Raw genomic sequence first — 26,636 nt, 5'->3', positions numbered from 1 at the left:
GGTTACCTACCCGATCGAGCGCTGCGATGCTGCAACGTGTAGCCGGATAGCAGCGGCTCAATGGTATAGTGGCCCACCCACCCCTGCCCCTGATCGGTACAGTCAAGGAAGATAAAATGAATATAAAAAAAATCGAAGTACCACCGTACGTTTCCCTAGCAGGTGACAGATGAGTTTCGTTCTTGAGGATTTAGGATTAGCTTATCGAAAGGCTAAGGTGGATTTATTCTATTCGTCCAGCCCCGACTTATTGGCAATAGCAGCCTACGAGGAACACCTTTCCGAAAATCTCAGTGCTCTTTTGATTCTGCTCAATGGAAGCAACCTAAAGTGGGTTGAGCAGAAAGCGTTTATCGGTGGGTGGACCTTTGCCACTAAGTCTGTTACTTGGGCAGACCGCAAGGAATTTCGCGAAAAAAATGGTACTGGCCTAATTTTTTCTTCTCCTGAAGAAGATTGGGACCGCACTTGCGAGTTGCTTTCGGAAACTGAGGAATATTCAAAGCCTAATGCGGAATTCCGCTTGATGGCTCAATGCAGCATAGATTTTCATGTATTATCTGCTTTATGGTTGCTTAAAGTAGGACATCAGTATGATGCGAAACTTTCCAAATGTGCCTACGGAAATCGATTGCGCCGCACACAAGATGGCAAAAATATAAACCCTCTATCACTAGGCTCATTTGTTCCTTATTTGACACCTTTTCGAAACTGGCGTGACAATGGCATTTCCTCAATGCGTGCCGCCTTGGATGATGGAAAAAAAGTCGTCGCACTCACGGCTGATGTCAGTTCTTTTTACCACGAACTTAAACCTAGCTTCATGCTGGAGTCGTCCTTTCTCCGTGATGTGCTCTCACTTGAGCTAACAGAAACCGAGAAGAAACTAAATCATTTATTCATCAACGCTCTAGAAGCATGGGCAGCGACAACTCCGCTAAAGAAAGGTCTGCCGGTTGGATTACCAGCGTCTGCTGTAGTCGCCAACATGGCTTTGATAGAGCTGGACCGCGTGATCGAACAGCAAGTCATTCCACTGTACTATGGACGATATGTTGATGATATTTTGCTCGTCATGGAAAATGGCGCCCACTTTCGGTCAACGGATGAACTTTGGGATTGGTTATTCGAACGTTCTGACGAAAAACTTGCCTGGGATGGTAAGGGAGAGAGTAAAAGAATAATTTTTCAGCCTAGCTATTTCAAATCGGGAAAAAACAAAAGTCAGATATGTTTTGCCAATGCAAAGAATAAAATCTTTATATTGAATGGCGATACGGGCAAAACGTTCATAGACGCTATTGCTCATCAAATTCACGAACGCGCAAGCGAATGGCGTGCAATGCCACGCTTACCTCGTTGGGCCGAACACGTTGGGACCGATCTTTTGGCAGCAACACAAAGCGACGGTGAGACGGCTGACAACTTGCGAAAGACGGATGCATTAACAATGCGTCGCGCGGGTTTTGCTATTAAGTTACGTGATTTTGAAGCGTATGAACGTGACTTACCTCCCGAAACTTGGAAAGCGCACCGGCATGCATTCTTTCGCGCATTTACCCAGCACGTCCTGGTGCTGCCACAATTTTTTGAGTTATCGATTTATCTACCTCGCGTGATACAGCTGGCAACCGCATGTGAGGATTTTCGGGAGCTACGAAAAATCATCAGAGCGCTTGACCAATTGTGTACGAAGGTTAGGCGAAACTGCTCAGTGAGCGTGAAGGCGTGGCCTGACGATGGACCGGTCGATGACGAGAATGTTCTTGCGTTGTGGGAAGGACACTTACTCAAAACCGTACTTGAAAGCATTATGTCCGCATTTCCGCCTTTTCTCTCCAAGAATGGCAAGCGGGAATGGAAAGAACATATGGCCGACTATCGACCAAGCGATCTTGGAGTAAAATGGCCTTGGTCTACCAAAGCCTTCCAGCGAGCCCAAGCTAGACTCTTTTCTTTTGATTTGGCCCACATGCCATTCCGCTTTATTGGCTTGCCAGAAGAAATGGTCGCGCAGCGGGGTATCCCTGATCGTCGATCAGGTGCAATTCACGATGAATCGGCTCAAATGCTTCCCCAGAGCGTATTACGTGGAGCAACATTCCTCGCAGAATGGAGCAATCTCGAAGGCTTACCCCGGGGTCTTCTTTTCGCCACACGACCTTTCAACCTCCCCGAGCTTTTCGTACTCAGCAAAAATGTCTACTCCAAGGATCATGAGGAGGAAATACGCGCAGTTGTTCTAGCTCTGAGAGGTTTCACGCTAAACGACAAAATGCCGTTTATGGATCGACGAGGAGTTCTACACATTCCCGATGGTACGCCCCCATCAGATTACCGTATTGCCGTATCCAGCTGGCAGACTCGACTGGAAAGTTGGACAGCATCGGTGTCGCAGCAGCCTGACCCTGACATTCAAAAAAGGTACGCTAGGCTGAATCACTTGCTAGACGGCGTGATTTCAAACCCTGAGAAGAGTCGTTACCTAATCCTGCCTGAATTGGCGTTGCCAGCCCTATGGTTCATTCGCATCGCGCGAAAGTTACACGGTCGTGGTATCTCTTTGATTTCTGGGGTCGAATACCTTCATGCCAAACATGCGAAGGTTCACAATCAGGTTTGGGTAGCTCTTTCTCACGACGGGCTGGGGTTCCCCTCAACGATGATTTACCGACAGGACAAGCAACGACCCGCGTTGCATGAAGAACAGGAACTGCGTCGCATAGCGGGCGTGGAATTAAAGCCAGAAAAACCTTGGAAAAAACCACCAATTATTCAACATGGGGAGTTCCGCTTCGCTTTATTGGTATGCAGCGAACTTACAAATATCGGCTATCGAAGTGCGCTTAGAGGAAAGGTAGATGCGCTGTTTGTTCCTGAGTGGAATCAGGACACAGATACATTTAATGCGTTAGTAGAATCTGCCGCGTTAGACATTCACGCTTATGTTATCCAGTGCAACGACCGGCAATACGGTGATAGTCGTATCCGCGCTCCTTACAAGGATAGCTGGAAACGAGACGTTCTTAAGGTCAAAGGTGGGATCACAGATTATTGTGTCATTGGAGAAATCGACATTCAGGCATTACGGCGATTTCAGAGCAGCCACCGCTCACCTGCGGGTCCATTTAAACCAGTTCCAGACGGTTTTAAAATTTCTAAAACTCGTAAAGTCTTACCGAAGTGATCATCATAAATTATCAGTTATGAATGGTCTGCTACTCGCAGGAGTTCCAAACGTAAAAGGCCGCTAACGAAGCGGCCTTTTTATGTCTGCTAGGCTCAGCTGCTAGACAAGGTTTCGCAAAGCTTCAATCCCTTTTCCGTCACCGCAGCCCCCGAAAATTTATAGCCATCCTCTTTATCGAACAGCAGATAGCTCTGCGACGCCAACCATCGAACAAATCTGCAAAAAAATGCTCATCTTCTATCGATTGACCAGACGCCTGCTTTTCAACCGCAGAGGTATGAATCGACTTGTACGCTTCATTGGCCTTGGAGTCCAGAGCCGTCGCATCCAGCTCGCGAGGCACTGAGTAACTTTCCTGCCGCCCTTCCCGGAGTTACATCGTGCACGGATCATAGACCACTCCAACGCCATAGGCCTCTATACCTTCGCAGCTGCCCATAACATCGGCCACACGCCAGCCGGACGAACCGTAACACTCCTTCCTTCAACAGCACATCGCGAATACGGTTATCAAGCATGCAGTTTTGGCAGCAGAAACCTTAGGATTTTCGGAGGCATAGGTCAGTCCACAGCCAAGGATCTGCGGCGCTGCTGCAATTGCAATTGCTCGTTCTGAATCGCTGACAGCGACGACAACAGCGTTGAAGGCATCTTGCAGGCAAATATTGCCGAGGCCCGGCCTTGAGACGCATTCGTTGGATCGTTCTTGCCGGCTCCCTATGCCAATAAAAAACGGATGTAATCCGTCGGGGCATTCAACACCGGAGCACTCGATGCAAGCCAGGCGCCACGATCCTCAAGCTCCCTGATCCAAGGAAATCCGGGGTAGTAGTCACCTGAGACAGAGACTATGCACGTGAGGGCATCGAAGCTAGCCAATTCTCGACTACTTTCACCACTTAAATACGCGCAGCCTGGACAACTCCTAGTTGAACTGTGGCTTCGGATCGATTGCTCCCTGACTTAATGGCGGACCGTAGGGTCCAATTGACAACCGAATCCTACTGCCCCAGCGTTTCACAGCGACGGGCTATCCGTATGCCTCTAACTCCCCAAACAGCGAAATCGCCCTCACAGTCCTTTCGATTTCCGCTGAGAGCCAGTAGTTTTGAGGGGGTAAAAACACTTAAAAAACAAAAGGGGTCGCGAGATAAAATCTCGCAACCCCTTGAATTATATGGTCGGGACGGAGTGATTCGAACACTCGACCCCTAGCACCCCATCTCCTTTTTCATACTTCTTGAAAGACTCCAAAATTTCACTCTGGATTTTTCTAAGCTAGTATTTACTTGAGCTCCAGCGGTGTTCTGCTCTACGAGAGTCCAGTAACGTCCATCAAGAGCCGACGTTTTTGTGGGGGTAAAAGTAGGGGGAGTCTGATTTATGGCCAAAATTACCATCAAAGAACTCGAGTCGCTGACCGCCAACGATGCCGGCCGCATCCTCCGGGAAGATGGCAATCTCGCAGGTCGAATTTCCCTGCGTAAGGACGGCGTGTCGGTCAGCTTTTTTTATCGCTATCGGTGGGGCGACCAGAACAAAGAATACGCCTGCGGGTCCTGGCCACGCAAATCCCTGACGGACATCCGCAAGGCCCGCAACCAGGCACGGGCACTCATTGATGTGCAGATCAATCCCAACGAGCACAAGAAAACCGCCAAGGCACAGGCATACGCCGCGGCTAACGTAGAGGCCGAACAAGTAAAAACGACGAAGGTGCAAACACTGACGGTCCAAGATTTGGCGAAGGCCTGGCTGTTGGATGGCGTGGCGCGTAAAGATGGCAATGCTGAATTGCAACGACGCTTTAACAAGGACCTTTTTCCGGCACTTGGCAAGACCGCGGTGAACAATGTTTCAGAACACGATGTTCGGGTGCTGATCCGGGCCGTGGTCAACCGCGGCGCTTACCGGCAAGCCATCAGCTTCTTCGCCGACCTCACCCAGATGTTTAGCTGGGCTAGAAAACGTCAGCCCTGGCGGGCCTTATTGATCGAGGGTGATCCAACTGAGCTGGTCGACATCTCCCCCTTGATCCCTGCCGACTACGAAGCCGAAAGAAGCCGCATCCTTACGCCAACTGAGCTGTTGGAACTGCACAACCGCTTCCAGCAAATGACCGCCGATTACAACGCCCTCCCCGCCGGCCAAAAATACGAGGGCATTCGGCCGTTAAAGAAAGAAACTCAACTCGCGCTCTGGATCAGCCTGGGCACCTTGTGCCGGATTGGCGAGCTGCTCCAGTCCGAATGGAAAAATGTCGACCTGGACCGGCAGACCTGGTTCCTCCCGAGCGAAAACGTCAAAGGCGCCCGGGGCAAGAAACAGGACCACCACGTTTTCCTCTCCCCCTTCGCATTGCATTTCTTTCAGGAACTTAAAACCCTGACGGGCGACTCCCAGTGGTGCTTCCCCAACAAGCAGGATGATGGGCATGTGGACGTCAAAGTGGTGAGTAAACAGGTCGGCGATCGCCAGGCCCGGTTCAAAAACCGCAAGGCCCTCTCAAGAAGGCGTCACGACGACACGCTGGTCCTTGCCGACGGCCAAAACGGCGACTGGACGCCGCATGACCTGCGCCGCACGGGCGCGACCATGATGCAGGCTTTGGGGGTCAGCCTGGACGTCATTGATCGCTGTCAGAACCATGTGTTGGCAGGCTCGAGGGTCAGGCGCCATTACCTGCATCACGACTATGCCGAAGAGAAGAAGTGTGCCTGGAACCTGTTGGGCGATCGACTCAGTGCCGTGCTGTCCTCAACTTACGAGCATCCACCAAGCAAGTCGATGATGTCTTTTCCAGCGTACGCCTCCACTGAATCCTTGCCGCCTTCATCAGCCTAATCAGCTCGATTAGCCCGGTAGCATCCTTGGCCACCGCTGTGTCTGATCTCACGACTGATCTTAGAGTCTGCTCGCCCTAGCAGCGTGTCCATGGAACGGATCGAGTTACCTGCCACCACTGAACGCGAAATCTCTTCGCGTTCAGCCAACGTCAGGCCCAATCCGGACCTGCGCTGTACAGAGGGGCTGATACCGCCTATTTCCGTCAGGATGCGCTGTATCAATGAGCGGTTTCGTTCAAATAGTAGGGCGACCTGCTGGATAGTCGCCTTTTTACCAGTGATCCCACATCAATTTTTTCTGACTTTCGGTGTAATAGATCCGAGGTCTCTGCTTCATCTGTAACATTCCTTTTGCTTACACAGAATTTAATTGTGGTGCATCGACCGGTTGAATCCACAGTAGATAGCAGCCCTTTCATAACAGGCTGCAACGGACCAAGATTGGTCATTGTTTTCGAACTAGTTGTAGGAGGAACAACACCAGTATCACATTCAACATAGCCAACGAACTTAGCCCAGCAAGCACTCCGCCCGCCCCCCACGTTTGCAAAAGGTAACCACCAGCAAGAGGTGTGAGTGCCTGTCCAATAAGTGAAGGTCGAGACATGCGACCCATTAGCAAAACATAATGCGTTGGCGACATCAGCGTCAACGGTAGCAGCCCCCGAACAATCGCTCGCAAACCATTACCAGCACCATAAAGTACGAGGCCAAGACCCGTCATTGCCGGCGTCATGGTCACAACCGACAGACCGATTGCCACTAGTACGACAGAGATCAACGTCGTCCAAATTGGGTGTCGCTTTCGTGAAAATACTTGCAGAATCCGCGAGCCTACCTGACTCGGCCCCAGTAAAGCGCTGAATCCGATGGCAGCTGCAAGTGAATACCCCTGACCTTGAAGCAAAGAAATCAGCTGAACAGAGATTGCCGTCATGATCACTGCGCCCAACGCAAAAACCGTCGTGAGGAGCCAGTACACCCGTCGATCAATCGACAGACTTTCATCGTACAACGCGTCATTTTTTCTGAGTGAAACCGAGCCTCTCGGTAGCACCCACATATAAAGCGGTGCCACAGTCAGCACTAACAACGCTCCATAGGCCAAACACGTTGAGCGCCAACCGATGTAATCGATGACTAACGCAACCGCCGGCCAGGAAAGCGTTGTCGCAAACCCTGAGATCAATGTAATTCCTGTAATCACACCGCCCGCTCGCTCACCGTAAAGTGAACCTAAACAGGCGAATAGTGCTTCATACAATCCAAGCGCCATGCCAATGCCGATGACTGACCAAGCCAGTAAAAAAAACGGCAATGACGTGGCATTGGCCATCAGAAACAATCCAATGGCGACTCCTAGACCACTGCTGGCAAGAATTGGGCGACCGCCATAGCGGGCAATCAGTCGACTGATCAACGGAGCCAACACCGCAGAAACAAGAATGCTCAGAGACAATGCGCCATAGACCCACTGGCTAGCCCACCCTGTCTCTTCAATGATCGGATCGGCCATTACGGCCATAAGGAAGAACGAACCTCCCCAGACCAAAACTTGCAGTATCCCTAACAAGACGATGCCGAACTTTCCAGGTAGTGGAGTTTGATTTCTCAAAACAATGTCATCAAAGATAAGAAATGCATGCAAAGCCACGAACGCATAAGCGACTGGGCTCAAGGGTGTTAACTATCTTCAAGCCACCGACTCAATAGCAGAGTCGTCAGTTGCGGCTGCTCAAGCGGCGGCAGATGCCCACATTGAGGCACCACCACCAATCGAGAATGCGGTATGCCGCGATGGATTTCTTCGGACTCAACTGGAGGGGTGATTTCGTCGCTTTCACCAACAACGATCAAGGTCGGGACCACAATGCTCTTCAATAATGGTCGATAATCGGGACGCTCTATAATCGCCAATTGCTGCCGAACAAACCCTTCCTTTCCTACTGCTGCGGCCATTTCCTGCACCGTATCGGCAATCGCAGTTCCAATGCAGCGGGGATGCACAAGCTTGGGCAACAGTTGTGGTGTTACGCCCTTGAACCGGCCAAGTTGTGCAAGAGTCAGCAGGCCACGTCTCGCCTTGGTACGGGCTTCATCGTCCGGTCGCACCATCGTGTCTATCATTGCCAACTTCAAAACCCGCTCAGGTGCCTTTTTCATAATTTCCATGGCTACATATCCGCCCATGGACAACGCAGCGAGTGCAAAAAAAGGTGGTGCTTCATCCAGAGTCCGCTCCGCCATCTGAGCAATGCTGGAGTCAAGGGAGACATCAGGGATGCAGATATGCGTTGAGTTTTCCAAGACAGATTTTTGATGTGCCCAAAGGCGGTCATCGCAAAGCAATCCGGGGATAAGCACGAGCGGCGTAAGGTTGGAAGACAACGGGGTTTCCTTCATAGGTTCATGGTCGAGGATTGATGTTGTTCAAAGCATGTGCCCTGCCCAGATTTCGCGACCTACTAGATCGGCGGCAATCTCGATGAACGCATCTCCAACAAATTTTGCGGCGGGGCTGACTCGCCTGTCCGCGGGAAATACCTGGACCAATTTACGCATGGGAATAGGGTCGACCAAAGGTGCAGCACTGAGCACTCCCGATTCAATTTGCGTGTAAATCGATGCCAGTGGCAAAGCTGTCAAACCGAAGCCATTGCGAACCAGGTCAATCATCGCGCCGAAGGAGTCAGCTTCAACACTGGTTTTGAGCTTGATGCCGACTTCTCGCGCACAATTATCCAGAATCACGCGAAGACTGTGGCGGGCGCTTGGCAACACCAATTGCTGCTCGGCCAAAGACTCGAATGACACCGGCGCATCCAGGCGTAGATTGGCACTGGCAGGTCCGACCAGCAGCAAGTTTTCCATCATCACCGGCACGATACGCAGCGTATGCAAGGGTTGGGGATCGTAAGAAATCGCCAGTTCCAATTCGCCACGCTGAACCCAATCCAGCAGGTAGCCGCTAAAGGCGGAGGAGAACCTGATGGCAAGATTCGGATGCTCTTCTTTGATTTTCCGCACCAGCGGAACGGTGACAATTTCCGCTACCGTCGGTGTTGTACCGATCATCACCGTGCCCCGAAAAGAAGACTTCCCGCCCACGACCGAACTTCGAATGGACTCCATCTCTTCCATGATCCGAGTGGCATGCGCCAAGACTTCACGGCCGGCATCGGTAATTTCCATGCCTCGTCCATGCCGATCAAAAAGGTAGGTCCCGAGTTCCTTTTCCAACAGACGAATTTGCCTACTCAGTGCCGGTTGTGCGATGTGAAGCCGGTCGGAGGCCTTGCTGAGACTGCCAAGCTCGGCCACATGAATTAGGGTCTTGAGTTGAACGACATCCATTACCAGGCCAGTCAAAGTCGGGCTCGGCGCGAAATGCGTCGAAAGTAGTATGAGTGTAAACGCATTAGCGTTTCCTGGAATGCCACAGGGCCCGCGTCGCATGGGGCCTAATGGCTTTCTAGCCGGCTGTATCCCCCAGCCCGTAGGGGCTGCAAGACAAGCTATAGAATTTCGGTATATCAGTTAGACCTGGCTGACGGCTTATTACCCTCGTCACTCTGCGGTAGCGTGCAATCAACGTCGACGCCAAGAGCGATCGACTGACTACAAGAATAAGATTCGAGGGCTTGCCGCCATGATTGACTACCTTTCTCGTTACCTGACCGACCCGCCTTATACAGTCAGCGAACAGCTGACCTCTCATATACACCCCCCCGCTTCAAGTGCCTTGGTCGTCGAAGGGTCACAGCACTTGCGTTAAGCACATCAACCCATCGAGCTAGCAACGTCGGACACGCATCAGCGTGCGCCTCGTATCGTCTCGCCTTGAAAAAAGGGTGAACAGAATGTCTGCATCAACCAGCGACTCAACACGCCACACTGAAAAGTCCGATCAGATGAAAAGTCCGAATCGTGTCAGAGCCATCATGGGTGCCTGCTCGGGCAATCTGGTGGAGTGGTACGACTTTTTCATTTACGCCTATACCGCCATCTATTTTGCGAGCTCGTTTTTCCCCAAAGGCGACACCACCAGTCAGTTGCTCGCAACCGCCGGCGTCTTCGCCGTCGGCTTTTTCATGCGGCCGCTCGGCGGTTGGATTTTTGGCTGGATTGCTGATACCCGCGGCCGCAAGGTATCGATGATTATCTCGGTGTTCATGATGTGCGCCGGTTCCTTGTTGATTGCCGTCATGCCGACCTATGAAACCATCGGTGTGGCGGCGCCAGTTTTGCTTGTCGTTGCCAGGCTGATTCAGGGGCTGTCAGTCGGCGCGGAGTACGGCACCGGCGCCACCTACATCAGTGAAATCGCGACACCTGGACGTCGCTGTTTTTATGGCTCCTTTCAGTACTTCACCATCATTGCCGGTCAGCTCTTGGCATTGATGACCGTGGTCATTCTCCAGCAAACCCTCACCGGCGAAGAATTGCGCGAATGGGGCTGGAGGATTCCGTTCTTCATCGGTGCCCTGAGCTCAATCGTGGTGGTGTATCTGCGCCGCGCCATGCATGAAACCGCCACCAAGAAAGACATGAGCCGCAAAGACGCCGGCTCGCTACGCGGCATGTTCAAGCACAAACGGGCGGTCGCGCTGGTGGTAGCGTTTACCATCGGTGGTTCTTTGTACTTTTACACCTTCACCACCTATATGCAGAAGTTCCTGGTGATCTCAGCCGGTTTCAGCCCGGAAACGGTTAGTTTCATCATGACCGCGGCCCTGGTCGGTTTCATGTTCTGCCAGCCACTGTTCGGCTTGCTGGCGGACCGTATCGGGATCAAGGCGCACATGCTGATGTTTTCCGGGTTGGCGATGCTGTTGGTGATTCCCCTGCTCTATTCACTGCAATCGGTCAGCAGCCCGTTTACGGCGTTCCTGCTGGTGTTTGGTGGCCTGGCCATTGCGTCGCTCTACACCCCGATTGCCGGGATCGTCAAAGCTGAACTGTTCCCACCTGCGGTACGCGCATTGGGCGTAGGCTTTCCGTATGCCATCGGCAATGCGGCATTCGGCGGCACCGCCGAATACGTCGCCTTGTCGCTCCGGTCCCAAGGCATTGAGGAATATTTCTTCTTCTATGTCGCGGCCGTCGTGACCATCACTTTCATCGCCGCGATGCTGATGCCGAATCTTTCGCGCTATGGGTACATCAGCGGTTCCGGTGAGATCGAAGAGCGCACCGGTTTGAAGGGTTGCGCAAAGTCGCACGCTGCGAGCGTTTGAAGCACTGACGATTACAGAGGTATTTGAAAAGGGCCCATGAGATCCATGGGCCCTTTTTGCATCACTGGGTAGCAGATGCAGGTGCAACTTGAGTAACAGTTTCGGCGAGGACGTTGGCCGCGTGCTCCCGGTTCGGCCATGCCTGCAAATCAAGATCAAGATCCTTGAACTGACTTGAGTCGAAGACAGGCGTCTTGATACCGGCTTTGCGTTGCTGGTCATAGTCGCGCAGCAAGCGCATGCCAACATTGAACAACAGCGCCAGGGCGATCAGATTCACGAAGGCCAACAGCGTCATGGTGATATCGGCAAAAGCGAACACGGTGCCCAGGTTTTGCACAGCCCCCCAAAGGATCAGCAGCAACACCAAACCACGATAGACAATGACCGCAGCGCGCTTGTCACCCAGCAGAAAGCGCAGGTTATTCTCGCCCAGGTAGTAGTTGTAGAGGATCGACGTGAAGACAAACAGCGCCAACGCCACGCTGATGAAGGTGCGTCCCCAGTCTCCGACCACTGCCGCCAACGCGTTCTGAGTCAGCACCAGGCCATCGCCCTCAAAACCAGCCGTGTAAAAGCCTGACAGCAGAATCAGCAGCGCCGTACAGGTACAGATCACAAAGGTATCGAGAAAAACGCTGAAGGCCTGAACCACCCCTTGAGCCGCCGGGTGATCCACTTTCGCCACCGCGGCTACGTTGGGAGCACTCCCCAGTCCCGCCTCGTTGGCAAACACCCCACGTTTGACGCCCATGACAATGGCACTGCCGACCAGGCCGGCAAACGCCTGATCCAGGCCGAAAGCACTTTTGAAGATGGTCATCAGCATTCCGGGAACATGATCAAACTGGAGCACGATCACATAAACGGTCACGCCAATGTAAGCCAGCGTTTTGACCGGCACCAGCAGGTCCGAGACCGCGGCGATGCGCTTGATGCCGCCCATGAACACCAGGCCCAGCAATACGGCAATCGTAATGCCGGAGTAGGTCGTAGAGAAACCAAACGCATTATTCAGCGAGTGAGTCACGGCATGGGATTGCAGTCCGTTGAAGGCGAAACCAAAGGTCACCAAGAGCAGTAATGCCATGACCTTGCCCAGCCAGGGTTGTTTCAGTCCGTACTGGATGTAATACGACGGCCCGCCGCGGAACTGTCCGTTCGCATCACACCGTTTGTACAATTGCCCCAGGCTGCACTCAAAGAAGCTGGTGGACATACCCACCAGCGCGGTAACCCACATCCAAAACACCGCGCCCGGCCCGCCCAACGTTACCGCCAACCCAACACCGGCGATATTGCCCGCACCTACGCGCCCCGCCAGGCTAAGCATCAAGGCCTGGAAGGAGCTGATCTGCCCGGCACTCTTTTGCACGCTATCGCGGAAGGCGCCGAACATATGCAGAAAATGGCGGAACTGGACAAAGCGTGAACGCACTGTGAAGTAGCCGCCCAGGCCTACTATGAGCACGATCAGAAGCTTGCCGGAGAGAAAATCATTAATGACATCAAGCATGGGTCGAACCTCTTGTTGTTATAGGTACACGGATTTCAGGCACGCACGCGCCTGCACACGTCGCCGCCCGAAGGCAGGAGAAGTGACTGAATCAGCTTTTGAATTTCAACTTCGTGGCCTGGCCAGGCTCCCGCGAATGATCAGGAAGCCCTCAGGACGACCGGGCTTACCCGGTAAGGCTGCTCACCTGGAAATCGGCGATCTGTTGCCACATCGCGATGGGGTTGGAATACATCGGGAAATGCCCGCAATAAGGAATGGGGGCCAGCCGGACACCTTCGGCCTGGATATGCGGCAGATAGGACAGTGACGCGTTCTGCTCGCCGTACATGAACATTCGTGGGCATTTCAAGCCGAGGAATTTGCTCATCAGATCGGCATTATCGGAAAGATCTACCATCGACTGGAATATCCCCCGCACCGCACCGGCACGCACCTTGTGCCGCAAGCTCGCGGAATAGAGTGCACTGGCATAGGCAGGGGCGTGTCGGGCACGTTCGATGAAGGCGGAGAAAAACACCTCGGGATCGTTGCTCGGATAGTCGATGATCTGCCGGCTGAGGAAGCAGTCTTCCGGGGCGATATTGCCCTCGATATCGACGAAACTAAGCACCCGGTCCGGGAACTGATGCGCCAGCATCAATGCGGTCAGACCGCCCATGGAATGGCCGACCAGATGGAAGCGTTCGATGCCGAAATGTGCCAGCACCTGCAGCGCTGTCTGCAGCAGAAAGGGAATGGAAATCCTGGAAAGATCATCGCACTGGCTTTCACCACAACCCGGTGCGTCGTAAGCCACGAAAGGGTGACCGGCGAACGCGGGCTGCTGCACGATGTCGGCATAGTCCTCCTTGGTCGAACCAAAACCATGCAGGAACACGATCGGCGCAAGGACGCCGTCGCGATGGATGGCGGCCACGTTCAGTTGGACACCCTCCACCGTCAGAGGGAGTTGCACATGAGTGAACGTTTCTGGAGAAGACACGTTGTTGACTCCTTGAACGAAAAGGTACCGCCGAACCTGGGTTGCCGGCAGCCAGGCTCGCAATTTCAAGGGAATCGAGCCTTCTGTAAATTCCTAATACGGGAAGGCTTTCATACGCCAAACCTATCATTCTTGTTCACGCATAGGGCCTTGGTCGACTCACACACGGGACTGGAGACGGGTGACCAGCTCCTGCACCAGCGGATTGGGCCGATCTGCATTCCAGGCCACCGCAGTGGTCACGACATTGAGCTTCTGGATCAGTGCTCGGAATACCACATTGTCCGGTGCCAGTTTTTTCAGCGACGCTGGTACCAGTGCGATACCCTGGCCGCAGCTGACAAAGGCAATTTGCGAGGCGACCGAGCGCACTTCATGCAGCACGCGCGGGGAAAAACCGCTGGCGCGGCAAGTCGCGATCAGATTGTCGAAGTAGACCGGACTAACCTTTCGGGAAAACATCACCAAGGGTTCAGTGGCCAGGCTGGACAGGCTGATTCGCGTGCGCGCAGCCAAGGGGTGATCGCTGGGCAGGGCCACAACCAGGCGGTCCTGAGTCAGCGGCAGTGATTTGATCGAGGCCCCCAGATCACCGTCCAGCCGGGCGAAAGCCAGGTCGATATCCCCGGCTTCCAGCGCCGGCACCGCTTCGACGCTGTCGATTTCCCGTACAGACACGGTGAGGTGCGGGTAATCGCTCTTCAGTTGCTCGATCAAACCCGGCAAGACATCAAACATGGCCGTAGAAATCGCGCCGATGGTCAACATCCCCGACTGCCCCGCCACCGCCTCCTCCACGGCGAGCTCCAGCCGTTCCAATTGGTCGGCGAACTTGCGCACGGCCGGCAGAATCGCCGCTCCCACCGGGGTCAGCTTCGCACCGCGTCGCGAGCGATCAAACAGCTTGACCTTGAGCGCCTGCTCCAACACTTGGATCTGCTCGCTCAGCGGTGGCTGGGACATGCCCAAACGCTTGGCCGCACGGCCGAAGTTCTGTTCTTCGGCCACCGCCAGGAACAACCAGAGATGACGAATCAGTCGAAAATTGATCATGATTAATCCATAGGTTTAACGTATCTAATGCATCTGTGATTAGTAATATACCTATCAAATTGTCTCACTGACACTGGGCGCCTCCGTCACCACTGGGGCTTTCCCATGATCAATAAGAGTTTGCTGGATCGCTTGGCGGCGCTGGATACCAACACGGTCTCCGATGCGCTCGACTTCCTCGGCCTGCCGGGTGCCACTGTTGGGCTGCGCCCACTGTGGAACTGCCCAAAGATTGTCGGCCGCGCCAGCACCGTGCTGCTGGCTCCTAAATCCGACAACGTCCCCACTGTGCACCTGATTACCCCCGTGGTGGAACAGATCGACAGCGATGACCGTGTGCTGGTGATCGCAGGTGGAGTCGAAGGCATCTCCTGTTGGGGCGACATCCTCGCCAACGCGGCGGCCAGCAAGAAAGTGCGCGGCACGGTGATCGACGGTTTCAGTCGTGACATCGACGGCAGCGAGTCAATTGGCTACCCGGTTTATGGCCGCGGGGTGACCATGATCAGTGCCCGCAATCGGGTGGTGCAGATCGATGCCGCCGTAACCATCAACGTGGCCGGCGTCGACGTCAGCGAGAACGACTATGTCATCGCCGATACCTGCGGCACCGTGTTCGTGCCCTCAGCCTATATCGAGAAAGTGCTTGACCTTGGCGAGCGTATTGCCCGCCGCCAGGACGGCATGGTCGAGGCTGTCCGCAGCGGTCGCTCGGTCGCCGAAGTGATGCATGACACCCAATTCGAAGCGATCCACACGGAGCACGCCTGATGAATATCGAAGACAAAGAACTGGTCGCCTTGTTTGAAGGCCTGGACACCCCGGGCGTCTCCGATGCGCTGGACAAACTCGGCCTGCCCGGCCAATGCCTCGGAGTGGCGCCACTGGACAACTACAGCAAGGTTATCGTCGGCCCAGCGTTTACTGTGCAATACGTCTCGGCCAGCGTACCTCCGGGCACCGTTGGTGATTTCATCGACGACGTCGCGCCCGGCGATGTGGTGGTCATCGACAACGGCGGCCGCACTGACTGCACCGTCTGGGGCGACATCATGACCCAGTACGCCGGTACTCGGCAGATCGCTGCCACAGTTATCGATGGTGTTTGCCGTGACGTGAACAAAGCACTGGGCGATGGCTACCCGATCTTCAGCAAAGGCCGCTTCATGCGCACCGGTAAAGACCGCGTACAGGTTCAGTCGGTCAACCAGCCGGTGTCCATCGGTGCCGCCCGGGTCTGTGCCCGCGACATCGTAGTCGCCGACGCCAACGGTGTGGTCGTCGTCCCCCGGGCTCGTGCAGCTGAAGTGGCAGCGTGTGCCCGTCAGATCGAATCGGTCGAAGCCGACATTCGCGCGCTGATCAGCCAAGGCAAAACCCTTAAAGAAGCCCGGGTCGCACTGGGTTACCACAGCCTGCAGAGGAAAGTCTGATGACTATGCTCCCCCTCCCCCTGGATTCTTACGCACGGGCAAAAGTGCTGGGCAGTTCGACGCTGTATGAAGCATCTCATCTGCCTTGCGCGGTCGACAGCGCGATCCGCCCGATCTGGGACGGTGCCTTTATCTCCGCTCCCGCTTACCCTCTGGAATGCTCACCCGGCGACAACCTCGCCCTGCACCTAGCGATGGAACGTGTGCCCCGTGGCAGCGTGCTGGTCGTAGGCACGGGCAGCTTCATCGCCGGTTATTGGGGCGAAGTGCTGACCGTGGCGGCCGAAGCGGCTGGCGTGGTCGGGCTGGTGATCGATGGTGGCGTACGCGATATTGCGGCCCTGAAGAAACGCCAGTTCCCGGTGTTCGCCCGCGGCATCTCGCTGAAAGGCACAGTCAAGGCCAGTGCGCCTTCGGTGGGGCAGCCGTTCAATTTCAATGGTGCTTTCGTGACACAGGGCGACTGGGTGGTGGCCGACGATGATGGTGTGATCATCATTCCCAAGGCGGATGCCGCACGCACCCTGGCAGAAGGTGAAGCGCGGGCGGACAAGGAAGCGCAGATGATGCAGGCGTTGACCGAGGGCCGCTCGACCCTGGAACTGATGAACCTGACTGAGTGGAGAACTCGCGCATGAGCGCCGATATCCAACGTCTGAATCAGCGTCTTGCCAATGCGCAGCCGTCCGCGACTTACCGAATCATGGATCGGGTGGCAGAGCGCCGGGCGCAAGGCGCGAAAATTATTTCGCTGTGTGCCGGCGAGCCGGATTTCGATACGCCCAAGCATGTGCGTGAAGCGGCCATTCATGCCATTGAACACGGCCACACCCGCTACACCCAGGTCGCCGGTGTACGTTCACTGCGAGAAGCAGTGGCCGCCAAGTTCCGTCGTGAGAACGGTCTGGACGTGGCCTGGCAAGACACCCTGGTCTGCAACGGTGGCAAACAGGTGATCTACAACGCCTTGGCCGCGACCCTCAATGAGGGTGACGAAGTCATCGTGCCGGCGCCGTACTGGGTCAGTTACCCGGAGATGGTTCAGTTGTGTGGCGGTGAAGCCCGAATCGTTACCTGCGAGGCCGACACTGGCTTCAAGCTGACGCCCTCGGCGCTGGCCGCCGCGATCACACCGCAGACCCGCTGGTTGATCCTCAATTCGCCGTCCAACCCGACCGGCGCGGTGTATAGCCGGAAAGAACTGCACGCCTTGGCTGAGGTGTTGTTGACTCACCCTCACGTGCTGATTCTGGCCGATGACATCTACGAGCATCTGATTTTTGATGATCAAGCGTTCTACACCCTAGCCCAGGTTGAACCACGATTGGCACCGCGCACCCTGACCATGAACGGTGTGTCAAAGGCCTATGCAATGACCGGCTGGCGAATCGGTTTCGCCACAGGGCCGCGCTGGTTGCTGGAAGCCATGGAAAAACTGCAAGGTCAGCAAACCTCTGGCGCCAGCTCTGTGTCGCAACAGGCTGCGCTCGCGGCACTGGAAGGTCCCAAGGATTTCATCCGTGAAAGCCGGGTGGCATTCCAGAGTCGTCGCGATTTGATGGTGGCGCTGCTGAACGACACCCCAGGTCTTGAATGCGTCAGTCCAGCTGGGGCGTTCTACGCGTTCGCTTCCTGTGCCGGATTGATCGGGCGTACCTCAGCGGGTGGCCGGGTACTGCACACCGACGAAGATGTCGCGCATGCACTGCTCGACGAAGCGAATGTGGCGGCGGTGCATGGCAGCGCTTTTGGCCTCGGCCCCTACATTCGCATTGCCTACGCCTTGGATGACGCTTCATTGCGCAAGGCCTGCGAGTCCATCCGCTCGTTCTGTACCAGCCTGCGTTAATCCGCCGCTGAAAAACCAACCCGGCCATGGCCGGGTTTTGCTGTTTATCAGCTGCGTTAACTCGATGTTTCTGATAAACAATCGATCACTTTTTTTCAATCGAGCCTGAGCCATGATCACGTTCAAGCAACTGGAAGCTATCTACTGGATTGTGGAACTGGGTAGCTTCGAATCCGCAGCCATGAAACTGAACATGTCCCAGTCAGCCATCTCCAAACGTATTCAGGAGCTGGAAGATGCTTTCGACATGCCGATCTTTGATCGTTCAAAACGCAGTGCGCGTCTGACGGAAAAAGGCACGGAGTTGTTCGAGCAGGCCACGGAGATTCTGCGCCAGCGCGATTACTTGCTTGAACGCATAAGCTCCAAGGAAGTGTTGGTCAGGCGCTTTCGCATCGGCGTCACCGAGCTGACCGCCATGACTTGGCTGCCGGCGCTGGTCGAGGGTATTCGCAGTGCTTATCCCAAAGTGGTGCTCGAACCCTCGGTCGAGCTCAGCACCGAACTGGTGGCCAAACTGGAGAACGATCAGCTCGACCTGATCATCGTTCCCGACATCTTTGCCGACGCGCGTTTCGTCAGCACGCCGCTGAGTTCAGTGGAGAACGCCTGGATGTGTGCACCTTCGCTGCATCAGGGTAACGAGATCATGAACATGCAGGCTATTTCCTCGTACACCGTCCTGACTCAGGGCGGCGGCTCCGGCACCGGGTTGATCTATGAGCGCTGGTTTGCCCAGAATGACGTCCGGGTCCACCGTACGATCAAAAGCAACTACCTGATCGCCCAGTTGGGCCTGACCCTGTCCGGTGTCGGCATCAGCTACCTGCCTCGCCAGTGTCTCTCGCCATTGGTGGACCAGGGTCGGCTACTAGTCATCGAAACCGAGCCTGCGCTGCCTCCCATCCAATACATCGCCGTGCACCGCTCCGATCGTCTTCAGGGCCTCAGTGTCGAAGTTGCACGTCTGGCGGCAGATTGCTGTGATTTCAGTCGCATGGTGATTTAGCTCTTGAAACAAGAAAAAAAGCGATGCTTTTACATAGATAAATATCGCTAATAGTACCGAGCGACCTTTCTTACTATGAACGCATAGCCCACAAGGGTTCAGTCGTTCATGGAGGTCGCTATGTCATTGCCCGGTTCACGCATCTACCCTTCTCCACCCCAGGCACCACGCTCGCTGCTGGACGCTTTTCAGAGCGTCGTCACGCCGCATATCAGCGACAACCTCGGGCGTCACATCGGTGCCCGGGGGCTGACGCGCTATAACCACACCGGCAAACTGGTGGGCACCGCCCTGACAGTGAAGACTCGCCCCGGTGACAACCTCTACATCTACAAGGCCCTGACGCTGATCGAACCGGGGCATGTGTTGGTGATCGACGCCCAGGGTGACGCGACCAACGCGGTCATCGGTGAGCTGATCAAGCTCTATGCCCAGCAACGCGGCTGTGTCGGCTTCGTCGTCGACGGCGCCATCCGCGATGTCGCCAGTTTTGAAGCCACACCGTGCTATGCCCGCAGCGTGGTGCATTGCGGCCCCTACAAAAGCGGCCCAGGGGAAATCAACGTCCCGGTGTCAATCGGCGGGATGATCATCAATCCGGGCGACATCATTGTCGGTGACGAGGATGGGCTGGTTGCCTTCTCGCCCGACCATGCCGAGCAGGTGTTGGTCAAGGCGCGCGAGCATGACGCGCACGAACAGCAGGTCAAAGCCGAAATCGCCACTGGCGCCATCGATCAGTCATGGCTGGACAAGGTGCTGGAAAGGGCCGGACTGGCGAACTGAGTTTCGCTATGAAGCAATCCTGAATTCCCTTTAGCACGTTATTGACTGCGCTATTTTTGCCGGGCTTTCAGCCCGTTTTTTTTTGCGCGCACATTTTATACAACGCGAATCAGGCCTCAAAGTTTCATCAATAAAAGCGATCTTTTGACAGGAGTATTTGTCGCTTTTTTTACGGTTTCATAATTATTACTTTGGCCGGACAACACCGACAAAAACAAGGTCCGCCCCATGTCTATGCCTGAAGTCACAAAACCAGCCGTGCGCAGCAAATACCGTTGGGTGGTTGCGGCCCTAATTTTCTTGATCTACACCATTGCCGCCGCCGACCGAGCCAACCTGGGCGTCGCGCTACCGTTCATTCGTAAAGAGTTTGAAATGAGTAATGCCGAGGCCGGCGGGTTGATGAGTTTGTTTCTGCTGGCCTATGCATTGGCACAGATCCCATCCGGCCTTGCCTTCGGCCGTTTCGGCGTCAGCAGGATCCTGCCGGGCGCCATGGTACTGACCTCATTGCTGACCGGCCTGGTAGGCACCGTCGGCTCACTGTTGGCATTGAAGCTATATCGCCTGGGTCTTGGCGTCGCTGAAGGTCCGCTGCCGATCAGCATGACCACGACCATCAACAACTGGTTTCCTGCACGGGAAAAGGGCACTGCGTCAGGGATCTTTCTGTCGGCGGTCAAGTTCGGGCCCGTGATCGTGCCGCCACTGTGTGCCGTGATCATTTCGGTATGGGGCTGGCGAGAGATCTTCTACTTCTTTGCCGTGCCCGGGATCGCACTGGCAGTCGTCTGGTATTTCATGGTCACCGACCACCCCTCCCGAAGCCGGTTCGTCAACGCAGCCGAGCTCAGCTACATCAGCGAAGAAACCGGCAGCACTGAAGCGACTCGGCAAACCCGCCCCAAAAAGACACCAGTCTGGGTGAGCAAACTCGATCGAGTCATACGTGCCCGCCAGGAAACGCCCCTCGAGACCAACCGGCAGGTATTCAGGTCCTGGAACATTTGGGGCTGCGCCACAAGCTATTGCTTCCAACTGGGTGTATCAAGCGTACTGCTGGCGTGGATTCCGACCTACCTGATGACGGTCAAACAGTTCTCGATCATGAACATGGGGTTGGTGTCGGCTGCGCCATGGGTGGGCGCCGTGCTCGGCAACCTGCTGGGTGGTTTCTGCTCGGATCGACTGATGGGTGGGCGACGTAAACCGGGCATGCTGCTGTCTGCGCTCGGCACTTCGCTGATGATGTACCTGCTGATCAATTCGCCTGCCGAACCCCTGCCCTACGGCTTGTTACTGATGCTGACCGGCGCTGTGCTTAGCCTGGGTTTTTCCTCCTACATGGTCTACCCAATGGGCCTGACCACCAAAAAAACGTTCCCCATCTCCAACGCCATCGTGAACATGATCGGTCAGTTGGGCGCGGCGGCGACGCCTTTCATCACTGGATTGCTGCTGGACAATTATGGCTGGAACTATGTGTTCGCCTGGCTGGCGGTTGGCTCATTTATCAGCTTCATCATCTTGCTGACCATTTCCGAGCCACGGGAGAAATTGAGCACTCCGGGCTGAAATGCTTTCCGAACAAAGCCCAGCCGCTCGTTTGAGCGGCTTCTGTCTGAACGATTCTGTCATCACTGCGAGGCGTTACACATGTCCCCCCAAGACAAAGAACTGGTTGCCCTGTTTGAAGGCCTGGATACGCCAGGCGTGTCGGATGCCCTGGATAAACTGGGTCTGCCGGGCCAGTGCCTGGGCGTCATGCCCCTGGACAATTATCGGCAAGTGGTGGTCGGGCCGGCCTTCACTGTGCGCTACGTCACTGCCAGTTGCCCGCCGGGAACGGTCGGCGATTTCATCGATGATGTGGCAGAAGGCGACGTGGTGGTTATCGACAATAACGGGCGCACCGACTGCACCGTCTGGGGCGACATCATGACCCAATATGCCGGGAGCAAAGGGATTGCGGCGACCGTTATCGACGGTGTCTGCCGGGACGTCAGCAAGGCACTCGGTGACGGCTACCCACTGTTCAGCAAAGGCCGCTTCATGCGTACCGGGAAGGATCGGGTCGAAGTAGAGTCCGTCAATCAGCCGGCGTCCATCGGCCAGGCCCGCGTGTGCGCCAGAGACATCGTGATCGCCGATGCCAACGGCGTGGTGATCGTGCCCCGGGATCGAGCCCATGAAGTGGCGGCCTGCGCCCGCTCAATCGAAGCAGTGGAAGCCCATATCCGCGCCTTGATCGCCGAAGGCAAATCCCTCAGGGAAGCCAGGTCAGAGCTTGGTTACCACACCCTGCAACGCAAGTCCTGATCGCCTCCCTACGCCCCTTTTCCCTTTGCCCTCACTGCCTGCCCACGACAGCGCAATGTGAGGGCTTTTTTGCTTGTGCGTCCAGAGTCTTGGCGAACGACAAAGGGTGAGCAGCCACTTCTGTGAATGCTCACCCTTTGATCTTGAAGATATGCCGATAACAGGTCAGACCGTCAGCGGTTTTCCTCCTGTGTCACCCTGAACATCCAGCACAGCCGCATGACGCTCAGCCTCGCCCTCACTCATCAACTCGCCCTCCCATTTGGCCACGACCGCCGTGGCGATGGAGTTACCCACTGCGTTGATAGCCGAGCGGCCCATGTCGAGGAAGGTGTCGATCCCCAGAATCAGCAGCAAACCGGCTTCGGGAATATCGAATTGGGTCAGTGTCGCGGCAATCACTACCAGCGAAGCGCGCGGCACACCGACCATACCTTTGGAGGTCAGCATTAACGTCAACAACATGGTGATCTGCGTACCAATGGACATCTCGATGCCATAGGCCTGAGCGATGAACAGTACGGCAAACGTGCAGTACATCATCGAGCCGTCGAGGTTGAAGGAGTAACCCATGGGCATGACGAAACTGGAGATCCTGCGCCTGACCCCGAAACGATCCAGTGCATGAAGAATCTTCGGGTAAGCCGACTCGGAACTGGCCGTGGCGAAAGACAGGAGGAAAGCCTCCCTGATCAGCACCACCAGTTTGAATACACGCCGCCCCAGGAACATCCAGCCGGCAAAGACCAGCATCGCCCAGAGCACGATCAGCCCGAAATAGAAGTCGCGCATGAACACCGCGAATTTCACCAGAATGTAGAGCCCGTTGACCGCCACGGTCGCGGCCATGGCCGCCATCACCGCCAGCGGCGCGAGCTTCATCACATAACCCGTGACTTTCAGCATCGCCTGGGACAGCTCCTCAATGACATTGATCAGCCCCTGAGCCTTCTTGCCCAGAGAAGCCAACGCCACGCCGAAAAACAGCGAGAACACCACAATCTGCAGAATTTCGTTCGTGGCCATGGCCTCGGCGAAAGACCTGGGCACCAAATGCGTGGCGAAATCCTTGAGGGTGAACACCGACGTTTGCAGGTTGGTCGCACTGGTCACCTCTGGCAATGGCAAGCCCAGGTTGTGCCCGGGTTGCAGCAGGTTGGCCATGACCAACCCCACCGACAGCGAAATCAAAGAGGCGGTGACGAACCAGCCCAGCGCCTTGCAAAAGACCCGGCCCACAGCGCTTGCGTCGCCCATGTGGGCGATGCCCACTACCAGCGTCGAAAACACCAAAGGTCCGATGAGCATTTTGATCAGGCGTAGAAAAATGTCGGAGATGATCGAGATGTATCCGGCGATCCTGATCGCCGCCGCTTTGTCCGGGAAGTTGAGGAAAATCATGTAGCCGATAAGGATCCCCAGCAGCATGGCGATCAATATGTCTGCCGCAGCCGGTAGCCTGTTCTTCATCACGCACCTGTTGTCGTATTTTCTGGAAAGTAGCCTGGGTAAACGCCCGCGTGATCACGCGACAGCGTTGAAAAGCGCAAGGGCCGCCGCAGTGCTACGGAATGAAAAAGGCAAGTGCAAAGTGCCTGTATCGGCAGGCCGAGGATGGATGCGGGTGGAACAGATCATGGACAGAGGATAGGACGGGGCAAGCCAACTGCAGGAGGCTGTCATACATAGGTGCAACCCTCGGATCTTATAGTTGTGGTTGCGTCGGTTACGCGCTGTACCGACGTAGCCGGAAACTACGCTAGTGCTGCTCCCCCAATAAGAGCCGATCGCGCTCTACCAGATATGCCCAAATGCGATGGCGGCGCGCTCAAGCTCCGCGTTTTCTCCAACGGCAATTTCTCGGTTTTCCCTTTCCCATAATTCGTGGTTATCGCCGCACACTGCTGCGCCACGCATTCACCGCCCAGCTATACAAAACGGGCATATCTCAAAGACAAAAACGGTAGTCGTCGTTCTCCTTCAGCGCTCCCAGAATGGGTGAAAACACAAAAGCAGCACTGCTTGGGAGATGGGCATGTCAACAGAAGCTGAACAAACCGTGGGACAGGATTGGCAGGAGGACGTATTCCGCGTGCTCAAGGCCCACGACGTCAAACACGTGGTCTTCGTACCGGATGCAGGTCACTCGGCGGCCATCCGCATGTCGTATGCCGACCCGGCCATCAAGGCCGTTGTCCTCACCACCGAAGAAGAAGGCATCGGCTATCTCGCCGGCGCATGGCTTGGCGGCGAGCGCGGCGCTCTCTTGATGCAGTCCAGCGGCGTCGGTAACTGCATCAATACCCTGGCACTTCAAGTCTGTGCCGGCTTTCCGCTGTTGATGGTGGTCACCATGCGCGGCGACTGGGCCGAATTCAACGCGTGGCAGAACCCGATGGGCCAGGCCACAGAAGCCTCCCTGAACCTGATGAAAGTGATGACCTGGCGCGCGGACGTCCCTGAAGACGTCGCCCCCCTGCTGCACGGTGCCGCGACCATGGCCTTCAACGGTGATTCGTCCACTGCCCTGCTGCTCGGTCAGCGCCTGATTGGAGAAAAGAAATGGGTCAAGTAAGTGCAAACCACACCCTGTGCCGCCGCGAAGTGGTCAAGGCCTTGCTGGCCGACCGCAAAGACGTGCTGGTCGTGACGGGTCTCGGTTCGGCGTCCTACGACGTCATGGCTGCCGGTGACAATGATCTGAATTACTACCTGTGGGCTGCCATGGGCAGCGCAATCACGGTGGGTCTGGGCCTGGCGAATGCGCAGCCAGACAAGTCGGTGGTGGTGGTCACCGGTGACGGCGAGTTGCTCATGGGCTTCGGCGCACTGGCCACAGTGGCACTGCAAAAGCCCGCCAACCTGACCATTGCAGTGCTGGATAACGGTCACTTTGGTGAAACCGGCATGCAAGTCAGCCACGCCGGTTTTGGTATTTCCCTGGACCAGGTGGCGAAGACTTGCGGCTTCAGCTGGACCGATGAAATCCGCGACATGGAAGGCGTACATGACCTGCGCGAGCGCTTTGCGAGCCGCGACGGCGTCAAGCTCGCGACGATAAAGATCAAAGCGGAGAACCCGCCTCGGGTGCTGCCGCCGCGCGATGGTCATTACGTCAAGAATCGCTTTCGTGCCGCCTTGGGTTTCAACCCGATCTGATTGCTATTTGCCCGGCCCCGGTCACGCAGGGCAGATGCCGTGCGTGACGCGTTGAGGAGAATAAAAATGACTGACCGTAACTCTGAAGAACTCAATGCCATCCGCGAGGGCGTACGCGCTCTGTGCGCTGAATTCGATGCGGCTTACTGGCGCAAAGTCGACGAAGAAAAAGGCTTTCCGGAAACCTTCGTCAAGGCACTGACCGACGCAGGTTGGCTGGCAGCGATGATCCCTGTCGAATATGGTGGCTCCGGCCTCGGGCTGGCTGAGGCCTCGGTAATCCTGGAAGAAGTGAACCGCTGCGGCGGTAATTCCGGCACCGTGCACGGCCAGATGTACAACATGTTCACCCTGCTACGACACGGCAGCGAGGCGCAGAAAAGCTACTACCTGCCGAAACTGGCCAGCGGCGAATTGCGCCTGCAATCGATGGGCGTCACCGAACCCACTACCGGTACCGACACTACAAAGATAAAGACCACCGCCGTGCGCAAAGGTGACAAGTATGTGATCAACGGGCAGAAGGTTTGGATCTCGCGCGTCCAGCACTCCGATCTGATGATCTTGCTGGCGCGTACCACGCCGTTGACCGACGTGAAGAAAAAATCCGAAGGCATGTCGATCTTCCTCGTCGATCTACGCGAGGCCATCGGCAACGGCATGACCGTGCAGCCGATCGCCAACATGGTCAATCACGAAACCAACGAACTGTTCTTCGACAACCTGGAAATTCCTGCCGATAGCCTCATCGGCGAGGAAGGCAAAGGTTTCCGCTACATCCTGGATGGCCTGAACGCCGAGCGCACACTGATCGCCGCCGAATGCATTGGCGACGGTCGCTGGTTTATCGAAAAAGCCAGCGCCTATGCGCGTGATCGCGTCGTGTTCGGTCGCCCTATCGGGCAGAACCAAGGCGTGCAGTTCCCCATCGCTGAAGCACACATTGAAATCGAAGCGGCTGACCTGATGCGCTGGCGTGCTTGCGAGGAATACGACAGCGGCATCAACGCCGGGGCCAGCGCCAACATGGCCAAGTACCTGGCGGCGAAAGCCTCTTGGGAAGCCGCGAATGCTTGCTTGCAGACCCACGGCGGTTTTGGTTTTGCCTGCGAGTACGACGTCGAACGCAAATTCCGTGAAACCCGTCTGTATCAGGTTGCTCCCATCTCCACCAACCTGATCCTGTCGTACGTTGCCGAACACCTGCTCGAACTGCCGCGCTCCTTCTAAAGGAACAGCGTAAAGCCCAGTGCG

The 26,636-nt window shown here is 55.6% G+C and carries 22 protein-coding genes; 14 read left to right on the top strand and 8 right to left on the bottom strand.

What is annotated here, in order from left to right; genetic code table 11:
- Positions 1-169: 169 nt before the first annotated feature.
- Together Q7F16_RS14195 and Q7F16_RS14190 are read left to right on the top strand one after the other, a co-directional pair.
- The gene (locus tag Q7F16_RS14195) at positions 170-3,187 is read left to right on the top strand and encodes an RNA-directed DNA polymerase (protein ID WP_409556377.1); all 3,018 of its coding nucleotides are present in this window, start codon (positions 170-172) and stop codon (positions 3,185-3,187) included.
- A 1,386-nt stretch (positions 3,188-4,573) separates the two neighbouring features.
- A complete protein-coding gene (locus tag Q7F16_RS14190) occupies positions 4,574-6,034 on the top strand; it encodes a tyrosine-type recombinase/integrase (protein WP_409556376.1) in 1,461 nt (486 codons plus the stop codon).
- Here the strand turns inward: Q7F16_RS14190 and Q7F16_RS14185 are convergent.
- The 4 genes from Q7F16_RS14185 to Q7F16_RS14170 all read right to left on the bottom strand — a co-directional run bounded on the left by Q7F16_RS14185 (position 6,031) and on the right by Q7F16_RS14170 (position 9,390).
- A complete protein-coding gene (locus tag Q7F16_RS14185) occupies positions 6,031-6,150 on the bottom strand; it encodes a hypothetical protein (protein WP_238143968.1) in 120 nt (39 codons plus the stop codon). The genes Q7F16_RS14190 and Q7F16_RS14185 overlap by 4 nt on opposite strands.
- 331 nt (positions 6,151-6,481) lie before the next feature.
- Entirely contained in the window at positions 6,482-7,600 is a 1,119-nt protein-coding gene (locus Q7F16_RS14180; protein WP_409556386.1) for an MFS transporter, read from the bottom strand.
- Positions 7,601-7,719: 119 nt separating this feature from the next.
- Positions 7,720-8,439 (bottom strand): alpha/beta fold hydrolase, encoded by a 720-nt coding sequence (locus Q7F16_RS14175; protein ID WP_003442251.1) that lies wholly within the window; start codon positions 8,437-8,439, stop codon positions 7,720-7,722.
- 27 nt (positions 8,440-8,466) lie between these two features.
- The gene (locus Q7F16_RS14170; RefSeq protein ID WP_409556375.1) at positions 8,467-9,390 is read right to left on the bottom strand and encodes a LysR family transcriptional regulator; all 924 of its coding nucleotides are present in this window, start codon (positions 9,388-9,390) and stop codon (positions 8,467-8,469) included.
- Positions 9,391-9,896: 506 nt separating this feature from the next.
- On the opposite strand from Q7F16_RS14170, the gene Q7F16_RS14165 reads away from it, so the two are divergent.
- A complete protein-coding gene (locus Q7F16_RS14165; RefSeq protein ID WP_409556374.1) occupies positions 9,897-11,273 on the top strand; it encodes an MFS family transporter in 1,377 nt (458 codons plus the stop codon).
- 61 nt (positions 11,274-11,334) lie between these two features.
- Here Q7F16_RS14165 and Q7F16_RS14160 read toward each other — a convergent pair whose 3' ends face one another.
- From Q7F16_RS14160 to Q7F16_RS14150, 3 genes are all read right to left on the bottom strand, one after another.
- On the bottom strand, positions 11,335-12,789 hold the full coding sequence (locus Q7F16_RS14160) for an alanine/glycine:cation symporter family protein (RefSeq protein ID WP_150743837.1): 1,455 nt from the start codon (positions 12,787-12,789) through the stop codon (positions 11,335-11,337).
- A 166-nt stretch (positions 12,790-12,955) separates the two neighbouring features.
- Positions 12,956-13,774: an alpha/beta fold hydrolase gene (locus tag Q7F16_RS14155; protein ID WP_409556373.1), complete on the bottom strand. Its 819-nt coding sequence runs from the start codon at positions 13,772-13,774 to the stop codon at positions 12,956-12,958.
- Between the two features lie 159 nt (positions 13,775-13,933).
- Complete coding sequence (locus Q7F16_RS14150) at positions 13,934-14,827, bottom strand: LysR family transcriptional regulator (RefSeq protein ID WP_003442236.1); 894 nt, start codon at positions 14,825-14,827, stop codon at positions 13,934-13,936.
- A gap of 105 nt (positions 14,828-14,932) precedes the next feature.
- Between Q7F16_RS14150 and Q7F16_RS14145 the strand changes: the two genes are divergently transcribed.
- From Q7F16_RS14145 to Q7F16_RS14110, 8 genes are all read left to right on the top strand, one after another.
- A complete protein-coding gene (locus tag Q7F16_RS14145; protein WP_409556372.1) occupies positions 14,933-15,598 on the top strand; it encodes an RraA family protein in 666 nt (221 codons plus the stop codon).
- Positions 15,598-16,260, top strand: coding sequence for an RraA family protein (locus Q7F16_RS14140; RefSeq protein WP_409556371.1), 663 nt, complete (start codon positions 15,598-15,600; stop codon positions 16,258-16,260). Before Q7F16_RS14145 ends, Q7F16_RS14140 begins: the two co-directional genes overlap by 1 nt.
- Positions 16,260-16,898: an RraA family protein gene (locus tag Q7F16_RS14135; protein ID WP_409556370.1), complete on the top strand. Its 639-nt coding sequence runs from the start codon at positions 16,260-16,262 to the stop codon at positions 16,896-16,898. Before Q7F16_RS14140 ends, Q7F16_RS14135 begins: the two co-directional genes overlap by 1 nt.
- On the top strand, positions 16,895-18,109 hold the full coding sequence (locus Q7F16_RS14130) for a pyridoxal phosphate-dependent aminotransferase (RefSeq protein WP_409556369.1): 1,215 nt from the start codon (positions 16,895-16,897) through the stop codon (positions 18,107-18,109). Before Q7F16_RS14135 ends, Q7F16_RS14130 begins: the two co-directional genes overlap by 4 nt.
- A gap of 112 nt (positions 18,110-18,221) precedes the next feature.
- Complete coding sequence (locus Q7F16_RS14125) at positions 18,222-19,118, top strand: LysR family transcriptional regulator (RefSeq protein WP_409556368.1); 897 nt, start codon at positions 18,222-18,224, stop codon at positions 19,116-19,118.
- 120 nt (positions 19,119-19,238) lie between these two features.
- Entirely contained in the window at positions 19,239-19,904 is a 666-nt protein-coding gene (locus Q7F16_RS14120) for an RraA family protein (protein WP_095191723.1), read from the top strand.
- A gap of 228 nt (positions 19,905-20,132) precedes the next feature.
- Positions 20,133-21,479, top strand: a complete 1,347-nt coding sequence (locus Q7F16_RS14115) for an MFS transporter (RefSeq protein WP_409556367.1) — start codon at positions 20,133-20,135, stop codon at positions 21,477-21,479.
- Between the two features lie 81 nt (positions 21,480-21,560).
- On the top strand, positions 21,561-22,223 hold the full coding sequence (locus Q7F16_RS14110; protein ID WP_409556366.1) for an RraA family protein: 663 nt from the start codon (positions 21,561-21,563) through the stop codon (positions 22,221-22,223).
- A 165-nt stretch (positions 22,224-22,388) separates the two neighbouring features.
- Here the strand turns inward: Q7F16_RS14110 and Q7F16_RS14105 are convergent, their stop codons facing one another.
- A complete protein-coding gene (locus Q7F16_RS14105; protein WP_409556365.1) occupies positions 22,389-23,693 on the bottom strand; it encodes a dicarboxylate/amino acid:cation symporter in 1,305 nt (434 codons plus the stop codon).
- Between the two features lie 565 nt (positions 23,694-24,258).
- On the opposite strand from Q7F16_RS14105, the gene Q7F16_RS14100 reads away from it, so the two are divergent.
- The 3 genes from Q7F16_RS14100 (at position 24,259) to Q7F16_RS14090 (ending at position 26,612) form a co-directional block, all read left to right on the top strand.
- Positions 24,259-24,798 (top strand): thiamine pyrophosphate-binding protein, encoded by a 540-nt coding sequence (locus Q7F16_RS14100; RefSeq protein ID WP_409556364.1) that lies wholly within the window; start codon positions 24,259-24,261, stop codon positions 24,796-24,798.
- Positions 24,786-25,382: a thiamine pyrophosphate-dependent enzyme gene (locus Q7F16_RS14095; RefSeq protein WP_003442218.1), complete on the top strand. Its 597-nt coding sequence runs from the start codon at positions 24,786-24,788 to the stop codon at positions 25,380-25,382. The genes Q7F16_RS14100 and Q7F16_RS14095 overlap by 13 nt, the downstream gene beginning before the upstream one ends.
- 66 nt (positions 25,383-25,448) lie before the next feature.
- Complete coding sequence (locus tag Q7F16_RS14090) at positions 25,449-26,612, top strand: acyl-CoA dehydrogenase family protein (protein ID WP_003442215.1); 1,164 nt, start codon at positions 25,449-25,451, stop codon at positions 26,610-26,612.
- Positions 26,613-26,636 lie beyond the last annotated feature (24 nt).

Origin of the sequence: Pseudomonas sp. Lb2C2 (genome assembly GCF_052112205.1) — a bacterium.
GTDB lineage: Bacteria > Pseudomonadota > Gammaproteobacteria > Pseudomonadales > Pseudomonadaceae > Aquipseudomonas > Aquipseudomonas kilonensis.
Note: the sequence above shows the minus strand (reverse complement) of the source record. Positions and strands in the feature narration are given on the sequence as shown.